Genomic DNA, 16,759 nt, shown 5'->3' on the forward strand with positions numbered 1-16,759 from the left:
AAGGAGCAGTCCCATCATCACCCGCACCACCCCGCCCCCGCTGCCCGAACTCGGAAAACTCGCCGCGACCGGAACCCTGCCCGCCCTCGCCCACCAACTCGCCGGACTCGGCGGCTGCACCCGCCCCATCCGACTCAACGGACACCGCACCGAACACCCCATCGACACCACCACCGGAGAAATCGGCGACGCCATACGGTCGCTGATCTCCACCGAGTTGCCCGCCGGGAACCTGCTGACCCGCTGCAACAACCGGCGTGCGACTCGCTGCGCGGCCTGTGCCGAGACCTACCGCCGGGACACCTACCACCTCATTACCGCCGGCCTCAAAGGCGGCAAGGGCACCTCGGAACGAGTTGCCGAACACCCGCGCGTCTTCGCGACCCTCACGGCGCCCAGCTTCGGCCCCGTCCACAACCGACCCAGCAACCAAGCTCGTTGCCGCTGCGGCACCGCGCACGACCAGGACGATGCCCGACTCGGACAGCCGCTCAACCCCGGTCGGTACGACTACGAATCCGCGGTGCTCTGGAACGCCCACGCCGGCCACCTCTGGCGCCGCTTCACCATCCACCTCCGGCGAGAGATCGCCAAAAGGGCCGGACTCACCCAACGCGCCCTCCCCGACCACGCACGCGTCTCCTTCGCCAAAGTCGCCGAGTTCCAAAAGCGCGGCGCCGTCCACTTCCACGCCGTCATCCGGCTCGACGGCCCCGAGAGCGGTTCCTCTCCGCCTCCTTCGTGGGCGAGCGCCGAGCTGCTGACGGACGCGATTCACACCGCCGTGCAACGCACCCACATCACCGGCCCGGTCATCGATGGCCGCACCCACACCCTCGCCTTCGGCCACCAGACGGACGTGCGCACTATCCGCAGCACGGAGTTCAGCGGCGACACCGAACTGACCGACCAGGCCGTTGCCGGCTACATCGCCAAATACGCCACCAAGGGGGCGGAGAGCACGACGGGCGCGCTGGATCGGCCGTTGAGATTCCTAGCCGAATTGGCGCCCATGGACATCTCGGAGCACGCGCGACGGCTGATCCGAACGGCGTGGACGCTCGGCGCATGCAAGGACCTGGAACACCTTCGCCTGCGTGCCTGGGCCCACATGCTCGGCTTCCGGGGCCACTTCTCCACCAAATCCCGCCGCTACTCGACCACTCTCGGCGCCCTTCGCGACGCCCGCGCCGAATGGCGTCGTCAGCAGACCGGCGACCACGGCCCCGAGGAGGAAACGACGCTCGTCGTCGCCGAGTGGTCCTTCGCCGGAGTCGGCCTGAGCCCCGCCGAAACCTGGCTTGCCGCCAGCCTCACCCCCGCCCCCGGAACGGAAGGAGAACCCACCCCATGACCGCCACCACCACAACCATCACCCCCAAGTGGCACACCACCGCCGAAGTTGCGGCCATGCTCGGCTTCGGGCTCTCCAAGACCAAGATGCTCGTGGCCACCGGCGAAATCCGCTCCGTCAAGATCGGCCGCAACCGCCGCATCCTCCCGACCTGGGTGGACGAATACGTGAACCAGTGCGCCAAAGCAGCCATCGAGGAGCGTGCCGCATGAGCGGAAAGCGCGGAAACGGCGAAGGCTCCACCTACCCCTACCGCAACGGCTTCGCCGCCTACGTCTGGGTCACCGCCCCCGATGGCAAACGCAAGCGCAAGTACGTCTACGGCCAGACCCGCACCCTCGTCCACGAGAAGTGGGTCAAGCTCCACGCCGAGGCCAGCAAAGGCCCGGTGGCCACTCAACACCGCACCGTGGCGGCGTCCTCGACTACTGGTTGACCTCGATCGTGAAGCCGCATCTCGCGCCGTTGACCTACGTCTCGTACGAGGGTTCCGCCCGGCTCTACATCGCCCCCGGCCTCGGCAAGAAGCGGCTCGACAAGCTGACCGTCAAGGACGTGCGGGAGTGGCTGGCCGCGCTCGGGGAGAGTTGCCAGTGCTGCGCGCAGGGGAAGGACGCCAAGCGGCCGGAGACCCATCGGAACCCGGCGAAGGCGCGACGCTGCTGCGCACTCGGCCGGTGCTGCGAGAGCTTCCCTTCCCGCCGCGTCATCCAGGCCGCGCGCGACGCGCTGCGGGCCGCGCTCACCCACGCCGTCGCTGAGGAGGAGATCGGCAAGAACGTGGCCGCCCTGGTCCGGGTGCCCAAGCCCCGGCGGCGGAAGATCAGACCGTGGTCGGTACCGGAAGCGGGCCGGTTCCTGGAGCAGTCGGCCGAGCACGACGACCCGCTCTACGCGGCCTGGGTCCTGGCCCTGGTGCTCGGCCTGCGGCGCGGCGAGATCCTGGGCCTGACGTGGGACTCGGTGAACTTCGAGACCGGCGAACTCTACGTCGACCACCAGCTTCAGCGCGCTGGCCGCGAGATTCTGCACCGGGAGACCAAGACAGAGGATTCCGACGACTTCCTTCCGCTGCCGGACCTCTGCCTGACCGCCCTGAAGCTCCGGCGCCAGCAGCAACTCGACGCCAAGCGCAAGGCCGCCGAGCTGTGGCAGGACCGACAGAACCTGATCTTCACCACGCGCTACGGGACCCCGATCGAGCCGGGGAACCTCACCCGGCACTTCGCCGTTCGGGCCCGACAGACCGGGGTGCGGGTGATCCCGCTAAGGAACACCCGGCACACCACCAGCTCGCTACTCGTCGCACTCAAAGTCCACCCGAAGGTGGCACAGCGCATCCTTCGGCACTCACAGATCGCGATGACGTTGGAGGTGTACGCCGAGGCGACGGAGGAACAGGTACGCGAAGCGTTGCAGCGGCTCGCCGGAGGGTTCAGCACGTAGCCGGAGAAGGCCATCACGGTTGCGGTACTTCGCTGCTGTACGGCAACGCAAGAGCCCCCGTCGGCTTTCCGACGGGGGCTCTGAGCTGCGCGCTCGGCAGGATTCGAACCTGCAACCTTCTGATCCGTAGTCAGATGCTCTATCCGTTAAGCTACGAGCGCTTGGGCGGGGCCCGTGGGCCCGTTCCGGCGATGGATACATTACAGGACCCCGGGCCGGTGGTGAAATCAGTAGTGGCGGGCGGCTCTGACCTGCGGAAACGTCGGGGTGAACGCCGTCAGCCCCGGTCGGGGACCGGGGCTGACGGGAAGCTGTGGCGGAGGCTCCGGGATTTGAACCCGGGATGGGGGGTTACCCCAAACCGCATTAGCAGTGCGGCGCCATAGACCAGACTAGGCGAAGCCTCCTCGCGCAACGGCGAGAGCCGAGCGCGCCAGCAAATAATGCCACAGCCCGAACGGCCGCAGCCAATCGGATTCCACCCTACGGGTGGCAGGAGGCCGAGTCGAGTTGCGCAACGTGCGGCGTCCTGGAGCGTTAGCAGTGCGGACGGAACCCCGTCCCGCCCCGTACGCGAACGTTCAGGAGCACGCGCATGTCACGCAGGTCCCTCGCCGTCCTTGTCGCCCTGGTCGCCTCCGTCACCGTTCCGGCCTCGGCCGCCGCCCATGAGCACGCGGCCCACGAGCACGCGGCCCACGAGCGGGTGCGCGCCGCCGGCGAGGACCGGCTGGTGATCACCGTCTCGGGGACGGAGAGCTCGGACGGCACCTTTGAACTCACGTGCGCACCCACCGGCGGCGACCACCCCAAGCCGGCCGAGTCCTGTGCCGCGCTGCGCGACGTGGAGACCCCGTTCGCGCCGGTCGCGGAGGGCACACAGTGCACCTTCCTGTACGGCGGCGCGGCCACCGCGCGGGTCGAGGGACGGTGGCAAGGCGAGTCTGTGGACGCGGAGTTCACCCGCGCCAACGGGTGCGAGATCACCCGTTGGGACCGTCTGGTGCCGGCCCTCCCCAGCCTGGCGACGGGTGCCGCCTGAGCGCCGACTTTCCATGGCCCCTCCGCGCCCGGCGCGGCTGGCCGTAGACTCCCCCTCATGACACGCACGGGGTACGTGCACCTGGAACACGTGGGTCAAGGGAGGAACCGACGTCGTGAGCAGCAGGCCAGCGAGGGGCGCTGCTCGCCTCGCCGCCATACTCGACGCGCTGCCTGACGCGCTGTTGCTGGTGAACGGCAACGGCACAGTCGTCAACGCCAATGCCATCGCCATCGAGACCCTCGGGGTCGCCGGTGCGCCACTGATCGGGCGCGGGCTTCTGGACATCGTGCCGGAGTTCGACCCGCGCAGGATTCCGGGCTCGATGCGTCGCCCGGAGGAAGACCCCAGTGTCAGAACCAAGCCGACCCGCATGATCGCCAGGCGGACGGACGGCACGGAGTTGCAGGTCGAGGTGACCAGCGCCGGTCTGAACTCCGCCCACACTCCCTACGCCTCGGCCATAGAAGCGGCGTTCGCCGACGACTTCGCGGGCGAGGAGCTGCTGGTGCTCGTGGTGCGGGACCTCTCCGGCACGTTGGACACCGAGGCCGAGCTGGTGCGTCAGCAGCGGCAGACCGAGATGATCCTGCGTGCGGCCTCAGAGGGCGTCGTCGGGGTCGACACCGCCGGCAGGATCGTGTTGGTCAACCCGGCGGCGGCGCAGATCCTCGGGCATCGGGCCAGTCAGCTCGGCGGCCAGCTGCTGCACCCGCTGGCCCATCACTCGCGGGCCGACGGGACCCCGTTGGCCTATGAGGAGACCCCGCTGCACGACACCCTCGTCTCCGGGCGCAAGCATCGGGTGCGTGGGCAGGTGCTGTGGACGGGCGACGGTCGCGCGGTGCCCGTCAACATGACGACCGCGCCGGTGCGCGACGGGGATCAGCTGGTCGGGGCCGTGATGACGTTCCTGGACCGTCGCCCCTACGACACGCTGGCCGCGCGGCACAGCCAGTTGCTGTCGGTGCTGAGCGACGGTCTGCGCGGACCGCTGGACCAGCTGCGAGGCGAACTGAGCGCGCTGGCCGCCGATCCGGCCGGGCAGTTGTGGCCGGAGGCCAACCAGGTCCTGCACCATCTGGCCGCCGGCTACGCGCGGATGACCACGTTGGTGGACAACGTGCTGGGTTATCAGCGGCTCGACGAGGGCCTGGACAAGCTCGCGCTCAAGCGGGTCTCGCTGGACACGGTGGTGGCGTCCGGCGTCGAGGGAGCGACGGAGCTGATCGGGCCGGGGCGCGCGCAGTTCGCGGTGCACGCTCCGCCGATCGAGGCCGAGGTTGATCCGGAGCGGCTCGCTCAAGCGTTGGCACATCTGATCGCCGATGTGGCCGGAGTGGACGCGACCGGTCAGGCTCCTACGTCCGCGCGAGGCGATTCGACCATTGTGGTCGCCGCCGCGCAGCGCGGCGAGGTGGTGCGGATCGAGGTGCGTGGCCCCTATCCGGGCGGCAACCCGGTGCACGAGCCCATCGTTCGGGGCATCGTGCGGCAGCACGGAGGCGTGTTGCAGACCCACGAGATGCCAGGGCAGGGCGGCGCCTCGGCCTATGTGCTGGAGGTGCCGATCGCCGCTGGCGACGGGACGGCGCCACCGGTGACGATCGGCGCGCGGGACGCCAGCGGCGACACCACCGTGATGCCGGTGCCGGCCGAGCCGGCGCGCGGCACGGAACGTCCGAGCGCCGCTTCGGACGGCCCGGCGGAGGGACGGCCGGCCGTGGCCGCCATCGAGCCGGTGCCGGACACGCCGACGGGTCGTCGGCGCCGGCACGCGCCCGAGCAGTCCCCTCCCGCCCCGACTCCCGCACCCGGCACGCCGGTGCCGGAGGCGGCGGGGCCCAAGACTCCGGCGCCCGGCATCGCGCTGCCGGGGGCGCCCGCGCCCGGGGCGCACACGCCGGCGCCCGAGCATCAGACGCCCCCCGGTGGAACGGGGAACGGCCGCCGCCGGCGCGCGTTGGCTCCCGTCGACGAGACGCCCGGGGAGGCGGCCCCCGCCGCGCCGGCCGCGGCACCGCCGCCGACCGGTCGGCGGCGCCGAGCGCTGCCGCCCGAACCGTCGGAGGCCACGCCCGAGCAGGGGCAGCCGATCGCGCTCGGCCCGGGGCCGAGCGGGCCGGCGCCCGAGCGGCCCGGCGCCCAGCCGGCGCCGGCGCCCGGCGCGCCGCATCCCGCCGCGCCCCAGCCCGCGCCCCCCGCCGCGCCGGCGCCGCAGCCGGCGCAAGCGCAACCGGCACAACCGCAACCGCCGGCCGAGACCGTGGCGCCACCGCAGCCGGTGGTGCCGCAGCCGGGCAAGCCCGCGCTGCCCACCCGGGGCGCGCGGAGCGCCGAGGCGCCCGCCCGGCCGGCCGACCAGCCGGAGCCGGCGCGGGCCCCGGCCATCGGCCCCGAGCCGGGGTCGACACCGGCCGCGTACGAGCCGTTCGGGCCGGCCGCTCCGGAGCAGGTCCCAGGCCAGGCTCCCGGCCAGGCCCAGGGCCAGCCGGCGTTCGAGCAGCCCGAGTACGAGCAGGGCGGCGAGCAGCCGGAGTACGAACGGGCGGAGTACGAGCGAGGCCGGGCCGACGCCGCCGGGCAGGCGCCGGAGCAGCCGGCGACGCCGGAGGAACCAGCCGAGGAGCCAGCGCCCGTCGAGCACTCGGTGGTGGCGGCCAGCCCCATCCTGGACGGCAGCATGGCCCCGGCGCCCGCGCCCATGCGCTCGCGCCCCCTGCCCATGCCGGGCAGCGAGCGCGCCCGACCGGAGCAGCACACGCCCGGCGTGAGTGTGCAGACGCTGGGGCAGGGCGTTCCGATTCCGCCCCAGGCGCACGCCCCCCGCCCGCACCCGGGACCCGAGGCACCGGCCCCCGCACAGCCGGCCCCCCCACAGCCGGGCCCGAGCCTGCCGGCGCAGGCCAGCCCCGCGCAGCCGGCCCCGCCCACCCGGCGGCGCAAGTTGGCGACGCCGCCGGAGGAGAACGATCCGAGGCTCAACCGCGTGGCCCCGGGCGGCCAGCCCCCGCCAAGCACCGCGCCCGACACCCAGGGGCGTGGTCGGGAGTACGCGATCAGCGCGCCGGCCGCCGGCACGGCGGAGGGCCCCGAGCCGCTCGACGGTCCCAACGGGGCGGTCGACGTGACCAAGGGCGGCGGCGAGCCGGTCGGTGGCGCGCGGCGGCCGACCGGTCCCGCCGACGACGAACTGCCGCCTGAGCCGTTGGACAACCCGCGCCGGCTGCTGGTCTGGCCCGAGCCGGACGTCTCGACGCAGCAGGCGCTGACCGACCGTGGCTATCGTCCGGTGATCGTGCACTCCCGCGAGGAGGTGGACGCGCAGATCGCGGCCTACCCGGCGGCGCTCTTCGTCGATCCGCTGACCGGGCCGATCACCAGGACGGCGCTCCAGTCACTGCGGGGCGCCGCGGTGGCGGCCGAGGTGCCGGTGCTGGTGACGGCCGGGCTGGGCCAGGCCAGCCGGGAGGCGGCCTATGGCGCCGACCCCGCGGTGCTGCTGAAGGCGCTCGCGCCCAGGGACAGCGATCAGCATCCGCCGAGGGTGCTGCTGGTCGAGGAACAGCAGGTCATCGCTGACGCGTTGGCGGCCTCGCTGGAGCGGCGCGGGATGCGGGCGGCGCACGCCCCCTCGGACGCGGCGGCGATGGAGCTGGCGGCGCAGCTGCGGCCGAACCTGGTGGTGATGGATCTCAACCAGGTGCGGCGCCGCAGGGCGGGCATCATCGACTGGCTGCGGGTGAACGGGCTGCTGAACCGCACCCCGTTCGTCGTCTACACGGCGGCCGAGATGGATCCGGCGCAGCTGCCGCTGTTGGCCTCGGGCGAGACGGTGCTCTTCCTGGCCGAACGCTCCACCCATCCGGATGTGCAGGCCAAGATCGTGGATCTGCTGGCCAAGATCGGCGCGCACTAGGCTCGAACCGGTCGATCCTGTCGGATCAGCCCGCGGCGTCAGAAGCGGTGCTCCCCCAGGCCCTTGGGGCCTGGGAGGTGCTCCCGTCGGGCGCCGGTTCGCAGCTCGTGCTGCCCCGGGCCCTCGGGGGCCTGGCTGTGCCCCGTCGGGCGCCGGACGCGATCCACGCCGAACCGATGACCTGCCCCGGCGTCCCAAGCCCTCGGGGCCACGCGCCGGGCCTCAGGCCGCTATCGCGGCGCCGGGCCGGGAGACCGGGCCGGGGATGGCCGCGGGGGCCGCGTCGTGGCGGGTGACCTCGGCCAGCTCCTGGTCCTCCCTGAGCTTGGCCAGCGCCCGCGAGACGGCGGACTTGACCGTGCCGACGGAGACGCCGAGCAGCTCGGCGGTGGCGGCCTCGCTCATGTCCTCGTAGTAGCGCAGGACCACCATGGCGCGCTGCCGGTCCGGCAGCCTCAGGACCGCCTGCCACATCGCGTCCCGCACGGCCTGTTGCTCCGCCGGATCCGGCTCGGGCAGCGGATCGGGCTCGGGCAGCTCGTCCACGGCGTACTCGTCCACCCGGCGCTTGCGCCACTGGGACGTACGGGTGTTGACCAGGGCGCGCCGGACATAGCCGTCCAGCGCCCGGTGGTCCTGGATCCGCTCCCAGGCCAGATAGGTCTTGGTGAGCGCGGTCTGTAGCAGATCCTCGGCGTCGCTGGGATTGGAGGTAAGCGAACGGGCGGTGCGCAGCAGCACCGGCCCGCGGGCCCGCACGTAGGAGGTGAAAGTCAGCGGCGTCACCGGCTGGACTGTCCTGGGCGTGGTCATGCTCTACAAACTAGGAGACTTCACCCCCCGTGGGGATCGGCCAGAGGTCGCGATGGTCTCTCCCCCCCAGGGCGTAGAGGTGGGGTTGTCTCCACCTCCCCAGGGTGGAGGGGAACTCCTCCCGACCCTCAGGAGGGCTCAGGGATCCACCTGATAGCTCTGCGGGGGTCCCGGCCGCGCGGTCCTTCCCGAAGGCGTCGGCCGGGGCAGGGCCACGGCCCTCAGGGACGTTCGCAGGTGCCAATCGCCGACAACGCGACGCGGGCGCACCGTGACGGTGCGCCCGCGTCTGACCCTTGCCTGCCGCCGATGGCACACCCCGGATGCCACCGGCTCGTCAACGGGGCTTCGGCCCCGGCCCGTCAGAGGACGTCGAAGACCAGCGTGTAGTACGTGTTGTCCGACTGGTCGACGAAGACGAAGGCCGACTCGTTGACGTTGGCCGTGTTGCTCTCGTTGCTCGCGCCCCGACCGGCGGCGGCCTGCTGGTTGCTCGCGGTGTTTCCGGTGTTGCCCAGCACACCACCGCCGAGGCTGCCGCTGACCGCGGTGTCGTCCGCCGCGTGGGCGACGCCGCTGACGGCGCCCAACAGCAGCGGCGCGGCGGCGGCGGTGGCGAGAACGCGGGCGATGCGGATGCTTGCCATCTGATTCCTCCATGGGACGCGATGCGGTGCTCTGGCTTGGCAGTCGGCCTTAACTGCCGGGAGACGGATCACGACGTCGTGACACCAGAGTTGCCCACGGTTCTCCTGGAGAATCGAGATACCCGTGGGATTCCCCCGCAGGGAGGAACAGCGAGGACCAAACGTTCAGCCCGTGGCGGTCAATTCTTCGATTTTCCGCGCGAAATCCGCGGTGGGCAAAGGGAGTTCGATCTCATCGACGAACTGGACGGCATCCGGAAGGTAATGGATCACCGCCGAGGCGGCGGCCGTGAGATAGTCCTCGTCGCGGTGGAGCAGGGCCAGCACCCTGAGGACCAACGCCGGGTTGTTGCCGTCGGGTTGCTCGTCCGCCTCCGGATGGGGATGGTGTTCGGGGTCGGCCTGCCGATGCCACAGCTCGGCCTCCCACTCCTCGCCCAGCGCCATATGGTGCAGATAGAGGCAGTAGGCCGCCGCCCCGTCGCCGGCGCCCGCGGCGAACTGCCACCAGAAGCGGGCGGAGTCCTCCTGACCCGCCAGATGGAGGGCGCAGCCCAACACCCGTGCGCCGTCCGGCTGGAGAATGCGCCGGCCGAGGAACGCCGCCATGTGCTGTAGCGCGCCGTCCTGCTCGACCACGGTGCGACAGAGGATGTCCAGCAGCCCGAGGAGTTCGGCGCCGCGCTCCTCGTTCGGGCTCGCGTCGCACCGGGGCACCGGGGCGTCGAGGGAGCCGTGGCCGCCGAGTCCGGCGGCGATCCGGCGTTCGGCGGCCTCGATCTCCTGGTCGCTGTAGGTGTGCGGGCGCCGCGCCAGGACGGCCCTGGCCAGCAGTTGGTCAATGGTCACCGGCATCGCCTTCGGCCCCCTCTCGCACGCCCTGCGGTCGCGCGCCGCGCCAGGCGGGCTCATCGGTCAGCCGTGCCAGTCCGCGCCGGTCGTCCCCGGGAACGTCCGGGTATTCGAGGCCGAGCGCCTCCTTGAGCCGATGCCTGGCGTAGCGCGCGGTGGAGCGCACGCCGGGGACGGTGACGCCGAGGATGTCGGCGGTCTCCACCGTGCTGTAGCCGATGCAGTACCGCAGCACGATCACGTCGTGCTGCCGCTCGGGCAGCTCGCTGATGGCCTGATAGAGGCTGAGGCTCTCCTCAAGCTCGCCTATCGGGTCGACCGCCTCGTGCAGGGCCTGGGTCTCGAAGGCGGCGGTGTCCATCACCACGGCCCGCCGGCCCCGGTTCCTGGCGGCCTCGACCGTCTGCCGTTTGAGCACCGTCCAGGCGTAGCCGGCCGGGCTGTCCAGCCGGAGGGCGTCGGCCCAGTCGGCGGCCAGCTGCTCGAACGCGCGGTCCACCGCCTCCTCGGCGTCGGCCCTGGCGCCGAGGTAGAGCTCGGCCCAGCGCACATAGGCCGGGCGGTACATCTGATGGAAGGCGCGGAAGTCCGCGGGCAGCGGGGACAGCGGGGCGACTCCGGTTCTGCGTCGGGGAGCGGCCTCGGTCATCGCGGGCTCCTCTCCCGGCCGGACGGGCACGACGCCACGGGCCGGCACTGGCCGGCACCTGAAGCGGGCTGAACGTTCACGGACCTCCGGGTCCTCTCCTCGTTGTGGCGGGAAACCGAGCCGCCGGCGTCCCTGGGACGCCCAGGTGCGGACTTCGCCTCCCACCGCTCTCGCCGTTCCAGCCGCCGCGACAGCCGGGAACGTTCGGAGCGATCGACAACGCCCGATCGTTCGTCGAGGCCGCGGGATGCTGCCAGTGATCACCACTGTCGCGGACAGGACCGCCAACCGCACACCCGAAGAGGGCGTCTGGACGATCCGGACACCCCGTTGTCGTCCCAGCAACGGGACCAAAGCCTCGAACCGCCATGGAGGCTAGCGCTCCTCGACCTGGCCTGCCAACCCGAACGCACCGCCCCGCACGTGTCTTCGGTCACCTGTACGCCAAGCACCCGGCTCCGAACTGGCCGCTCTCGGCCCGCCGTTGGGCATCCGACCGGCCGGCACCGGCGCGACGGAGCCCGAGGGGGCGCGACCGCGGGGCGGCGCCCGGGGCGCACGCACAGGCGCGAACGGGACGGGGGCGGAGGCGCCGCCCCCGCCCGCGCGCGAAAGCGGCGACGGCGGCCCCCGATGAAACTCGGGGGACCGCCGCCCTTCCCGCTCTGACCTGCTGTTTCGTTGTCCGCTGCGGAGGCTGTGGGATTTGAACCCACGGTGACGGGTTACGCCACGACGGTTTTCAAGACCGTTCCCTTCGGCCGCTCGGGCAAGCCTCCCGACGCGTCGGTCGCCCAACGCACTCGGACAGCCTAGCGGTTGTCACTGCTCTCCCACGCGCTCGCCGAGGACGATCGTGGTGGTGTTCTCGTTCCCGTCGCGGACGTAGGTGACGTCGACCGACTCACCGGGTTCGTGGGTCCAGATCTGGCTGATCAGGGTGGGCCCGCTGTCGATCGCGCGGTCGCCGAATCGGGTGATCACATCGCCGGGCTGGAGGCCGGCCTCGGCCGCCGGGCCGCCCGGGGTCACCGGGTCGCTGTTGTCGTTGGTGGCGTCGACGATCTTGGCGCCCTCCTGCCCCGTGGCGCCGTTGTCCACCGAGGCGCCGATGATCGGATAGACCGCCTCGCCGTGCTCCATCAGATCGGAGGCGACCCGGCTGGCCTGGTTGATCGGGATGGCGAAGCCGAGGCCCACGCTGCCCGCCTCGCCGCCGAGGCCGCCCGTGGTGGATCGGATCGCGGAGTTCACGCCGATCACCTGGCCCTCGGCGTTGAGCAGCGGGCCGCCGGAGTTACCCGGGTTGATCGAGGCGTCGGTCTGGAGGGCGTTCATATAGGAGGCGTTGCCGCTCTGGCCGTCGCTGGAGGCCACCGGGCGGTCCTTGGCGCTGACGATGCCGGTGGTGACCGTGCCGGACAGGCCGAACGGGGCGCCGATCGCGATGGTGGCGTCGCCGACGGCGACCTGCTCCGAGTCGCCCAGCGGCAGGGGCACCAAGTCCCTGTCGCCCGCGTCGATCAGGCGCATCACGGCGACGTCGTAGCCCTCGGCGCGGCCGACCACCTCGGCGTCGTAGCTCTGGCCGTCGGAGAAGGTGACCGAGAGGTCGCCGCCGTCCGCAGCCGCCGCCACCACGTGGTTGTTGGTCATGATGTGGCCCGCCTCGTCGTAGACGAAGCCGGTGCCGCCGGCGGACTCGGCGCCGTTGGCCGCCTCGATGGTGACCACGCTGGGCAGTGCCGTCTCCGCTATCCCGGCGACCGACTCGGGCGGCCTGGCGACCGAGCCGCCGCCGGAGCTGTTGACCTGGGACGAGGCGCTCTCGTTGCTCTCGTCCGCCGCCCAATACCCCACGCCGCCGCCGATGCCGCCGGCCACCAGGGTGGCCGCCACGACGCCGAGCAGCAGCCCGTTGACCCGGCGCTTGCGCGGCGGGGGCGGCGGCGGGAAGGCCCAGGAGCCGCTGGCCGGCGGCGGGGCGCCGCCATAGCCGGGGCCGGCGGGATAGCCGCCGCCGGGCGGAACGCCGGCGCCGCCGCTCGGCGCGGAAGCGGACGAGCCGAGCACCTGGGTGGGCGGGTCGGCCGGGAACTGGCCCGTGGTGGCGGCCCCGCCGGAGGCATGGGGCGAGGAATGAGGGGAGGAATGGGGCGCGGAAGGCGGCGGTGCATAGGGCGCGGAAGGGGGTGGGGAAGGGGGCGCGGAAGCGGCGGGGGGAAGGGGGGACGCCGGGGGTGGAACCGCCGGCCGGGCCGCCGACTCCGGCGACGCACCGTCCGCTGGCCCGTCCGGCCTGCCGGGACCTTCGTTCTCGGTGCTCACTGCTTACTCCTCAGGGCGTTTGTCGGAACGCGGTTCGCCTGTTCGGTCAGCAACTGTTCGGTCACGCATGGGCACTCCAGCCCATGTCTCCAGAGTCTTTCCCATGCCCTGTCAGGCGGGCGTAAACGTCACGGATCCCGCACCCACGTCCACCGTTCGCCCCACCATGACACCATGGCGCGGGTGACTCCCGACCCTCGCCGCATCGCCGTGATCGCCCATCGGGGCGCCTCGGAGGAGGCCCCCGAGCACAGTCTCGCCGCCTACCGCAGGGCCATCGAGGACGGTGCCGAAGGGCTGGAGTGCGACGTCCGGCTGACCGCCGACGGGCATCTGGTCTGTGTGCACGACCGCCGGGTCAACCGGACGTCGAACGGTCGGGGCGCGGTGTCGGCGCTGGAGCTGGCGGAGTTGGCCGAGTTGGACTTCGCCGCGCGTGGCGGGGACACGGCGGGGGCGCGTGACGGCCTGGAGGCCCCCGATGTCGCCGACCCGGAGCGCAGCGCGGTGCTCACCCTGGAACGGCTGTTGCGCCTGGTGGCCGAGGCGGACCGGCCGGTCGATCTGGCCATCGAGACCAAGCACCCCACCCGGTGGGCGGGGCAGGTGGAGGAGCGGCTGCTGGCGCTGCTCGACCGGCATCCGGTGGCGGGCGAGGTGCGGGTGATGAGCTTCTCGGCGCGCTCGCTCCAGCGCGTGCACCGGGCGGCGCCCGCGTTGCGCACGGTGTTCCTGATGCATTTCGCGCTGCCCAGGCACCGGGCGGGCCGACTGCCGGCCGGGGTCGGCATCGCGGGGCCGAGCGTGCGGATGCTGCGCCGCGACCCCGGCTATGTGGAGCGGGCGAGGCGCGCGGGGCATCAGGTGCATGTCTGGACGGTGGACGAGCCGGCGGATGTCGAACTCTGTGTGAAGTTGGGCGTTGACGCGCTGATCACCAACCGGCCGCGCACCGTGCGTGAGCAATTGCGAGATCTCAACGCCGGCCTGGATTAAACCTGATCATTCGTTCTCACCCCGCGTGCCCCGGCGCATTCGCTTCGTATCCGATCATTACGAGTACGTCAACGGATGTCGCATGGCCGGTTTCCACCCTGTTCTCTCAGGGCATCGATCCTGTGGCGTGGGGCAAAAGGAGGTCTCGGGGGTGGCGTTCGTGGTCACACAGCACGTGCCAAGGACGTCGTCAATGACGGTGCTCCATGGCCCCAGTGGCGTGGGGATCGCACGACGACGATTGCGATCAGAATTGCAAGGTAATGGCGCGGCAGAAACGATCATCGACGATGCGATGTTGATCCTTTCTGAACTGCTCAGCAATTCCTACCGCCACGCACGGCCGTTGGACGGTGGACAGCTCATTCGGGCGGACTGGCAGCAGGATTCGGACGGTTCGCTCACCATTTCCGTCACCGACGGTGGCGGGCCCACCAGGCCCAGGCTCAGCTCCCCGTCGATCAGCGCTCGCGGCGGCCGTGGGCTGACGATCATCACCTCGCTCTGCCGCTCCTGGGGGGTGCGGGAGGCCCCCGTGGGAAGCGCTGTCACGGTCTGGGCGGTCCTCCAGTCGTCGGGCGGTTAGGCTCGCCGGACCACTCGGAGCCGAACCCACGCAGGAGAACCGTTCGTCATGGCGAAGAAGCGTCGCCCCCGCAACCAGAACACCACCGCGACCAGGCCGGGGGCCGACGCCCGCGAGATCCCCGTGGTCGGCGCCAGGGAGCCCTGCCCCTGCGACTCGGGCCGCCGCTACAAGGCGTGTCACGGCCGGGCTGCGGCCCAGGCCGCCACCGAGCTGGTCCGCCGCCCGTTCGAGGGCCTGGCCGGCGAATGCGACTGGGTCGCCCTCCGCGAGCTGGTGCCGGCGGCGACGGTGCCGCTGACCCTCAGGGACGGGACGCCGGCCGACGTGCCGTCCGTCACCCTGGGCACCGTGCTCCCCATGGCCTGGCCCGCGCTCCGCAGGGACGACGGCTCGGTGCTGCTCGGCCTCCAGAACGACACCGCGACCGGCGACCTCAGCCGTGATCTCGCCGACGTGCTGAGCCGCGCGCTCACCAGCGAACCCGGCAACCCGGTGGCCGCCGAGCGCACCGGCGGCGCCGGCCCCCGGCTCCAGGACCTGCTCGACCCCGAGGCGCCGTTCGTCCCCGAGGTGCACGACGGCTTCCAGTTCTGGCTGGACGACGCCTCCGCGGCGACCCCCGAGGTGGCGGCCTCCCTCGAACGTGCCAACGAGGCCGCGACGCCCACCGCCCGGCTGGCCGGCGTGGACGCGGCGTACTGGTGCCGGACCCCGGACCGCAACCACCTGCGCTGGGTCATGGCCCACCCCGAGGACGCGCTCCTGGACGCGCTGGCCCGGCTGCACGCGGCCGGCGCCTCGTCGCTGGGCGACGAGACCCGGCTGGTCGGCTCCTTCCGGGCGCACGGGCTGACGGTTCCGGTGTGGGACCTGCCGAGCGCGATGGGCGCGGAACAGTGCGAAAAGCCGGCCGCCTCGTTCGGCGAACGACTCGCCGAGGCGTTGGCGGACACCACCCCGCTGTCGACGGACGAAAGGCGCGCGCGCAGCGGTCTCACCAATCGTCAGATCACGCTGAACTGACGCCCGACCGCACGCCCAGACGAGTGATTCCAGTCACAACTCGCCCCGCATTTCGGGAGTTAGGCGTGGTGCCGGCCAACGCGGGATTTGCGAATCCCCGATGAGTTGTTACCTTCTGAAGTGGGCCCGGTCGCTGGTGCATCCCCCGTCGCCAGCGATCGGGTCTTTTCCATGCCCTGGTGTTCCCCGACGCGGGGCCGGGCGGGCGCCCCAGGCGGGGCCCGGGGCGCGCGCCGCCTCAGTAGGCGAGTCGGCTGCCCTGATCCGGCGCGCTGAGACCGGCCTCGATCAGCGCCGCCAGCAGCCCGGACACGTCGGGCAGCCCGCCCTGTCCCGCGGCCGGCTCGGCTGGCTTCCTCGCCCAGGCGACGAGGCCACGGCCGGTCGGCGACGGCGGCAGCGGCACATAGCCGCCCTCGCCGTGGAACCGCAGCGAGCTGGGCACCCGATCCTGAACGCTCAGCAGCTCGCCCAACTCCGGCAGGCCGTACGGGCGCACCAGCAGCGACCAGCGGGTCGGCCCGGCGACCACGGGGCCGGTGGCGAGGCCATGGGCGGCGAGCGCGGCCAGCGCGCCAGGACCCGCCACCGCCGGCACGCTCACGGCACAGGGCGCGCGCCCTCCGGTGGCGAGCAGGATCGGCGCGGAGGGGCGGCGCTGCCACCACCACCGCACCATGCGACGGTCCGTGGTGGCCGTCAACAGCTGTGGATCGTCGGGGTGGGCGCCGGGGACGGGGCACTCGGGCCGCGGGCAGCGGCAGGAGCCGTCGGGGGCCGCACCGACGCCGGGCAGCACCGGCCAGCCGCGTTCGGCGCAGTCGAGTGCGGCGCGCCGCAGGGCCCTGCCCAGGTCGGCGGCGGCGCGTTCGTCCCCCAGGCCGTTGTTGTTGTCGTTGCTGCGTCGCTCTCCGAGGATCTCGCGCATCAGCGCTCGTTCCCTTCCTTCGCGGGTCACTCGGCCTCACGTGGAACTTAGATCACCGTACGTAGCGGGTCGCGTGGGCGAACCGGCGGCGGGCCTCAGCCCTGGCCGCCCTCTTTCGGTAAGACGTCAGAAGTCAACGATCCGTTCCGATATGTACCCAGTATGCACCCGGG

13 protein-coding genes, 3 tRNA genes and 1 pseudogene are annotated in these 16,759 nt (G+C 72.1%); 8 read left to right on the top strand and 9 right to left on the bottom strand.

Annotation, left to right across the window (positions count from 1 at the left end; genetic code table 11):
• The first annotated feature begins 40 nt into the window (after positions 1-40).
• From K4G22_RS14390 to K4G22_RS14400, 3 genes and pseudogenes are all read left to right on the top strand, one after another.
• Entirely contained in the window at positions 41-1,354 is a 1,314-nt protein-coding gene (locus K4G22_RS14390; protein WP_228084081.1) for a replication initiator, read from the top strand.
• Entirely contained in the window at positions 1,351-1,566 is a 216-nt protein-coding gene (locus K4G22_RS14395; protein WP_228080637.1) for an excisionase family DNA-binding protein, read from the top strand. The genes K4G22_RS14390 and K4G22_RS14395 overlap by 4 nt, the downstream gene beginning before the upstream one ends.
• Positions 1,563-2,800 (top strand): annotated as a pseudogene (locus K4G22_RS14400) (tyrosine-type recombinase/integrase). The gene K4G22_RS14395 and the pseudogene K4G22_RS14400 overlap by 4 nt, the downstream one beginning before the upstream one ends.
• An 88-nt stretch (positions 2,801-2,888) precedes the next feature.
• On the opposite strand, the gene K4G22_RS14405 reads toward K4G22_RS14400, so the two are convergent.
• Positions 2,889-2,961: transfer RNA gene (locus K4G22_RS14405), tRNA-Arg, on the bottom strand.
• A gap of 153 nt (positions 2,962-3,114) precedes the next feature.
• Positions 3,115-3,207, bottom strand: a tRNA-Ser gene (locus K4G22_RS14410).
• A 188-nt stretch (positions 3,208-3,395) separates the two neighbouring features.
• On the opposite strand from K4G22_RS14410, the gene K4G22_RS14415 reads away from it, so the two are divergent.
• Positions 3,396-3,842, top strand: coding sequence for an SSI family serine proteinase inhibitor (locus tag K4G22_RS14415; RefSeq protein ID WP_228080638.1), 447 nt, complete (start codon positions 3,396-3,398; stop codon positions 3,840-3,842).
• A gap of 115 nt (positions 3,843-3,957) precedes the next feature.
• Positions 3,958-7,761: a response regulator gene (locus K4G22_RS14420; RefSeq protein WP_228080639.1), complete on the top strand. Its 3,804-nt coding sequence runs from the start codon at positions 3,958-3,960 to the stop codon at positions 7,759-7,761.
• Positions 7,762-7,983: 222 nt separating this feature from the next.
• Here the strand turns inward: K4G22_RS14420 and K4G22_RS14425 are convergent, their stop codons facing one another.
• From K4G22_RS14425 to K4G22_RS14450, 6 genes are all read right to left on the bottom strand, one after another.
• Complete coding sequence (locus K4G22_RS14425; protein ID WP_228080640.1) at positions 7,984-8,574, bottom strand: SigE family RNA polymerase sigma factor; 591 nt, start codon at positions 8,572-8,574, stop codon at positions 7,984-7,986.
• Between the two features lie 362 nt (positions 8,575-8,936).
• Positions 8,937-9,221 carry a hypothetical protein gene (locus tag K4G22_RS14430; RefSeq protein ID WP_228080641.1) on the bottom strand — a complete coding sequence of 95 codons (285 nt, stop codon included), beginning with the start codon at positions 9,219-9,221 and terminating at the stop codon, positions 8,937-8,939.
• Positions 9,222-9,386: 165 nt separating this feature from the next.
• Complete coding sequence (locus tag K4G22_RS14435; RefSeq protein WP_228080642.1) at positions 9,387-10,076, bottom strand: hypothetical protein; 690 nt, start codon at positions 10,074-10,076, stop codon at positions 9,387-9,389.
• Entirely contained in the window at positions 10,060-10,722 is a 663-nt protein-coding gene (locus tag K4G22_RS14440; RefSeq protein WP_228080643.1) for a sigma-70 family RNA polymerase sigma factor, read from the bottom strand. The genes K4G22_RS14435 and K4G22_RS14440 overlap by 17 nt, the downstream gene beginning before the upstream one ends.
• Positions 10,723-11,413: 691 nt before the next feature.
• Positions 11,414-11,501: transfer RNA gene (locus tag K4G22_RS14445), tRNA-Ser, on the bottom strand.
• 43 nt (positions 11,502-11,544) lie between these two features.
• Positions 11,545-13,050: a S1C family serine protease gene (locus K4G22_RS14450; protein ID WP_228080644.1), complete on the bottom strand. Its 1,506-nt coding sequence runs from the start codon at positions 13,048-13,050 to the stop codon at positions 11,545-11,547.
• Positions 13,051-13,224: 174 nt separating this feature from the next.
• On the opposite strand from K4G22_RS14450, the gene K4G22_RS14455 reads away from it, so the two are divergent.
• The 3 genes from K4G22_RS14455 to K4G22_RS14465 all read left to right on the top strand — a co-directional run bounded on the left by K4G22_RS14455 (position 13,225) and on the right by K4G22_RS14465 (position 15,658).
• Positions 13,225-14,046 (top strand): glycerophosphodiester phosphodiesterase family protein, encoded by an 822-nt coding sequence (locus K4G22_RS14455; protein WP_228080645.1) that lies wholly within the window; start codon positions 13,225-13,227, stop codon positions 14,044-14,046.
• Positions 14,047-14,239: 193 nt separating this feature from the next.
• Positions 14,240-14,632, top strand: coding sequence for an ATP-binding protein (locus K4G22_RS14460; RefSeq protein ID WP_228080646.1), 393 nt, complete (start codon positions 14,240-14,242; stop codon positions 14,630-14,632).
• 48 nt (positions 14,633-14,680) lie between these two features.
• Positions 14,681-15,658 carry a DUF5926 family protein gene (locus tag K4G22_RS14465; RefSeq protein ID WP_228080647.1) on the top strand — a complete coding sequence of 326 codons (978 nt, stop codon included), beginning with the start codon at positions 14,681-14,683 and terminating at the stop codon, positions 15,656-15,658.
• 238 nt (positions 15,659-15,896) lie between these two features.
• Here K4G22_RS14465 and K4G22_RS14470 read toward each other — a convergent pair whose 3' ends face one another.
• Complete coding sequence (locus K4G22_RS14470; RefSeq protein ID WP_228080648.1) at positions 15,897-16,586, bottom strand: bifunctional DNA primase/polymerase; 690 nt, start codon at positions 16,584-16,586, stop codon at positions 15,897-15,899.
• Positions 16,587-16,759 lie beyond the last annotated feature (173 nt).

It is taken from the genome of Streptomyces profundus (assembly GCF_020740535.1).
Classification (GTDB): Bacteria; Actinomycetota; Actinomycetes; order Streptomycetales; family Streptomycetaceae; genus Streptomyces; species Streptomyces profundus.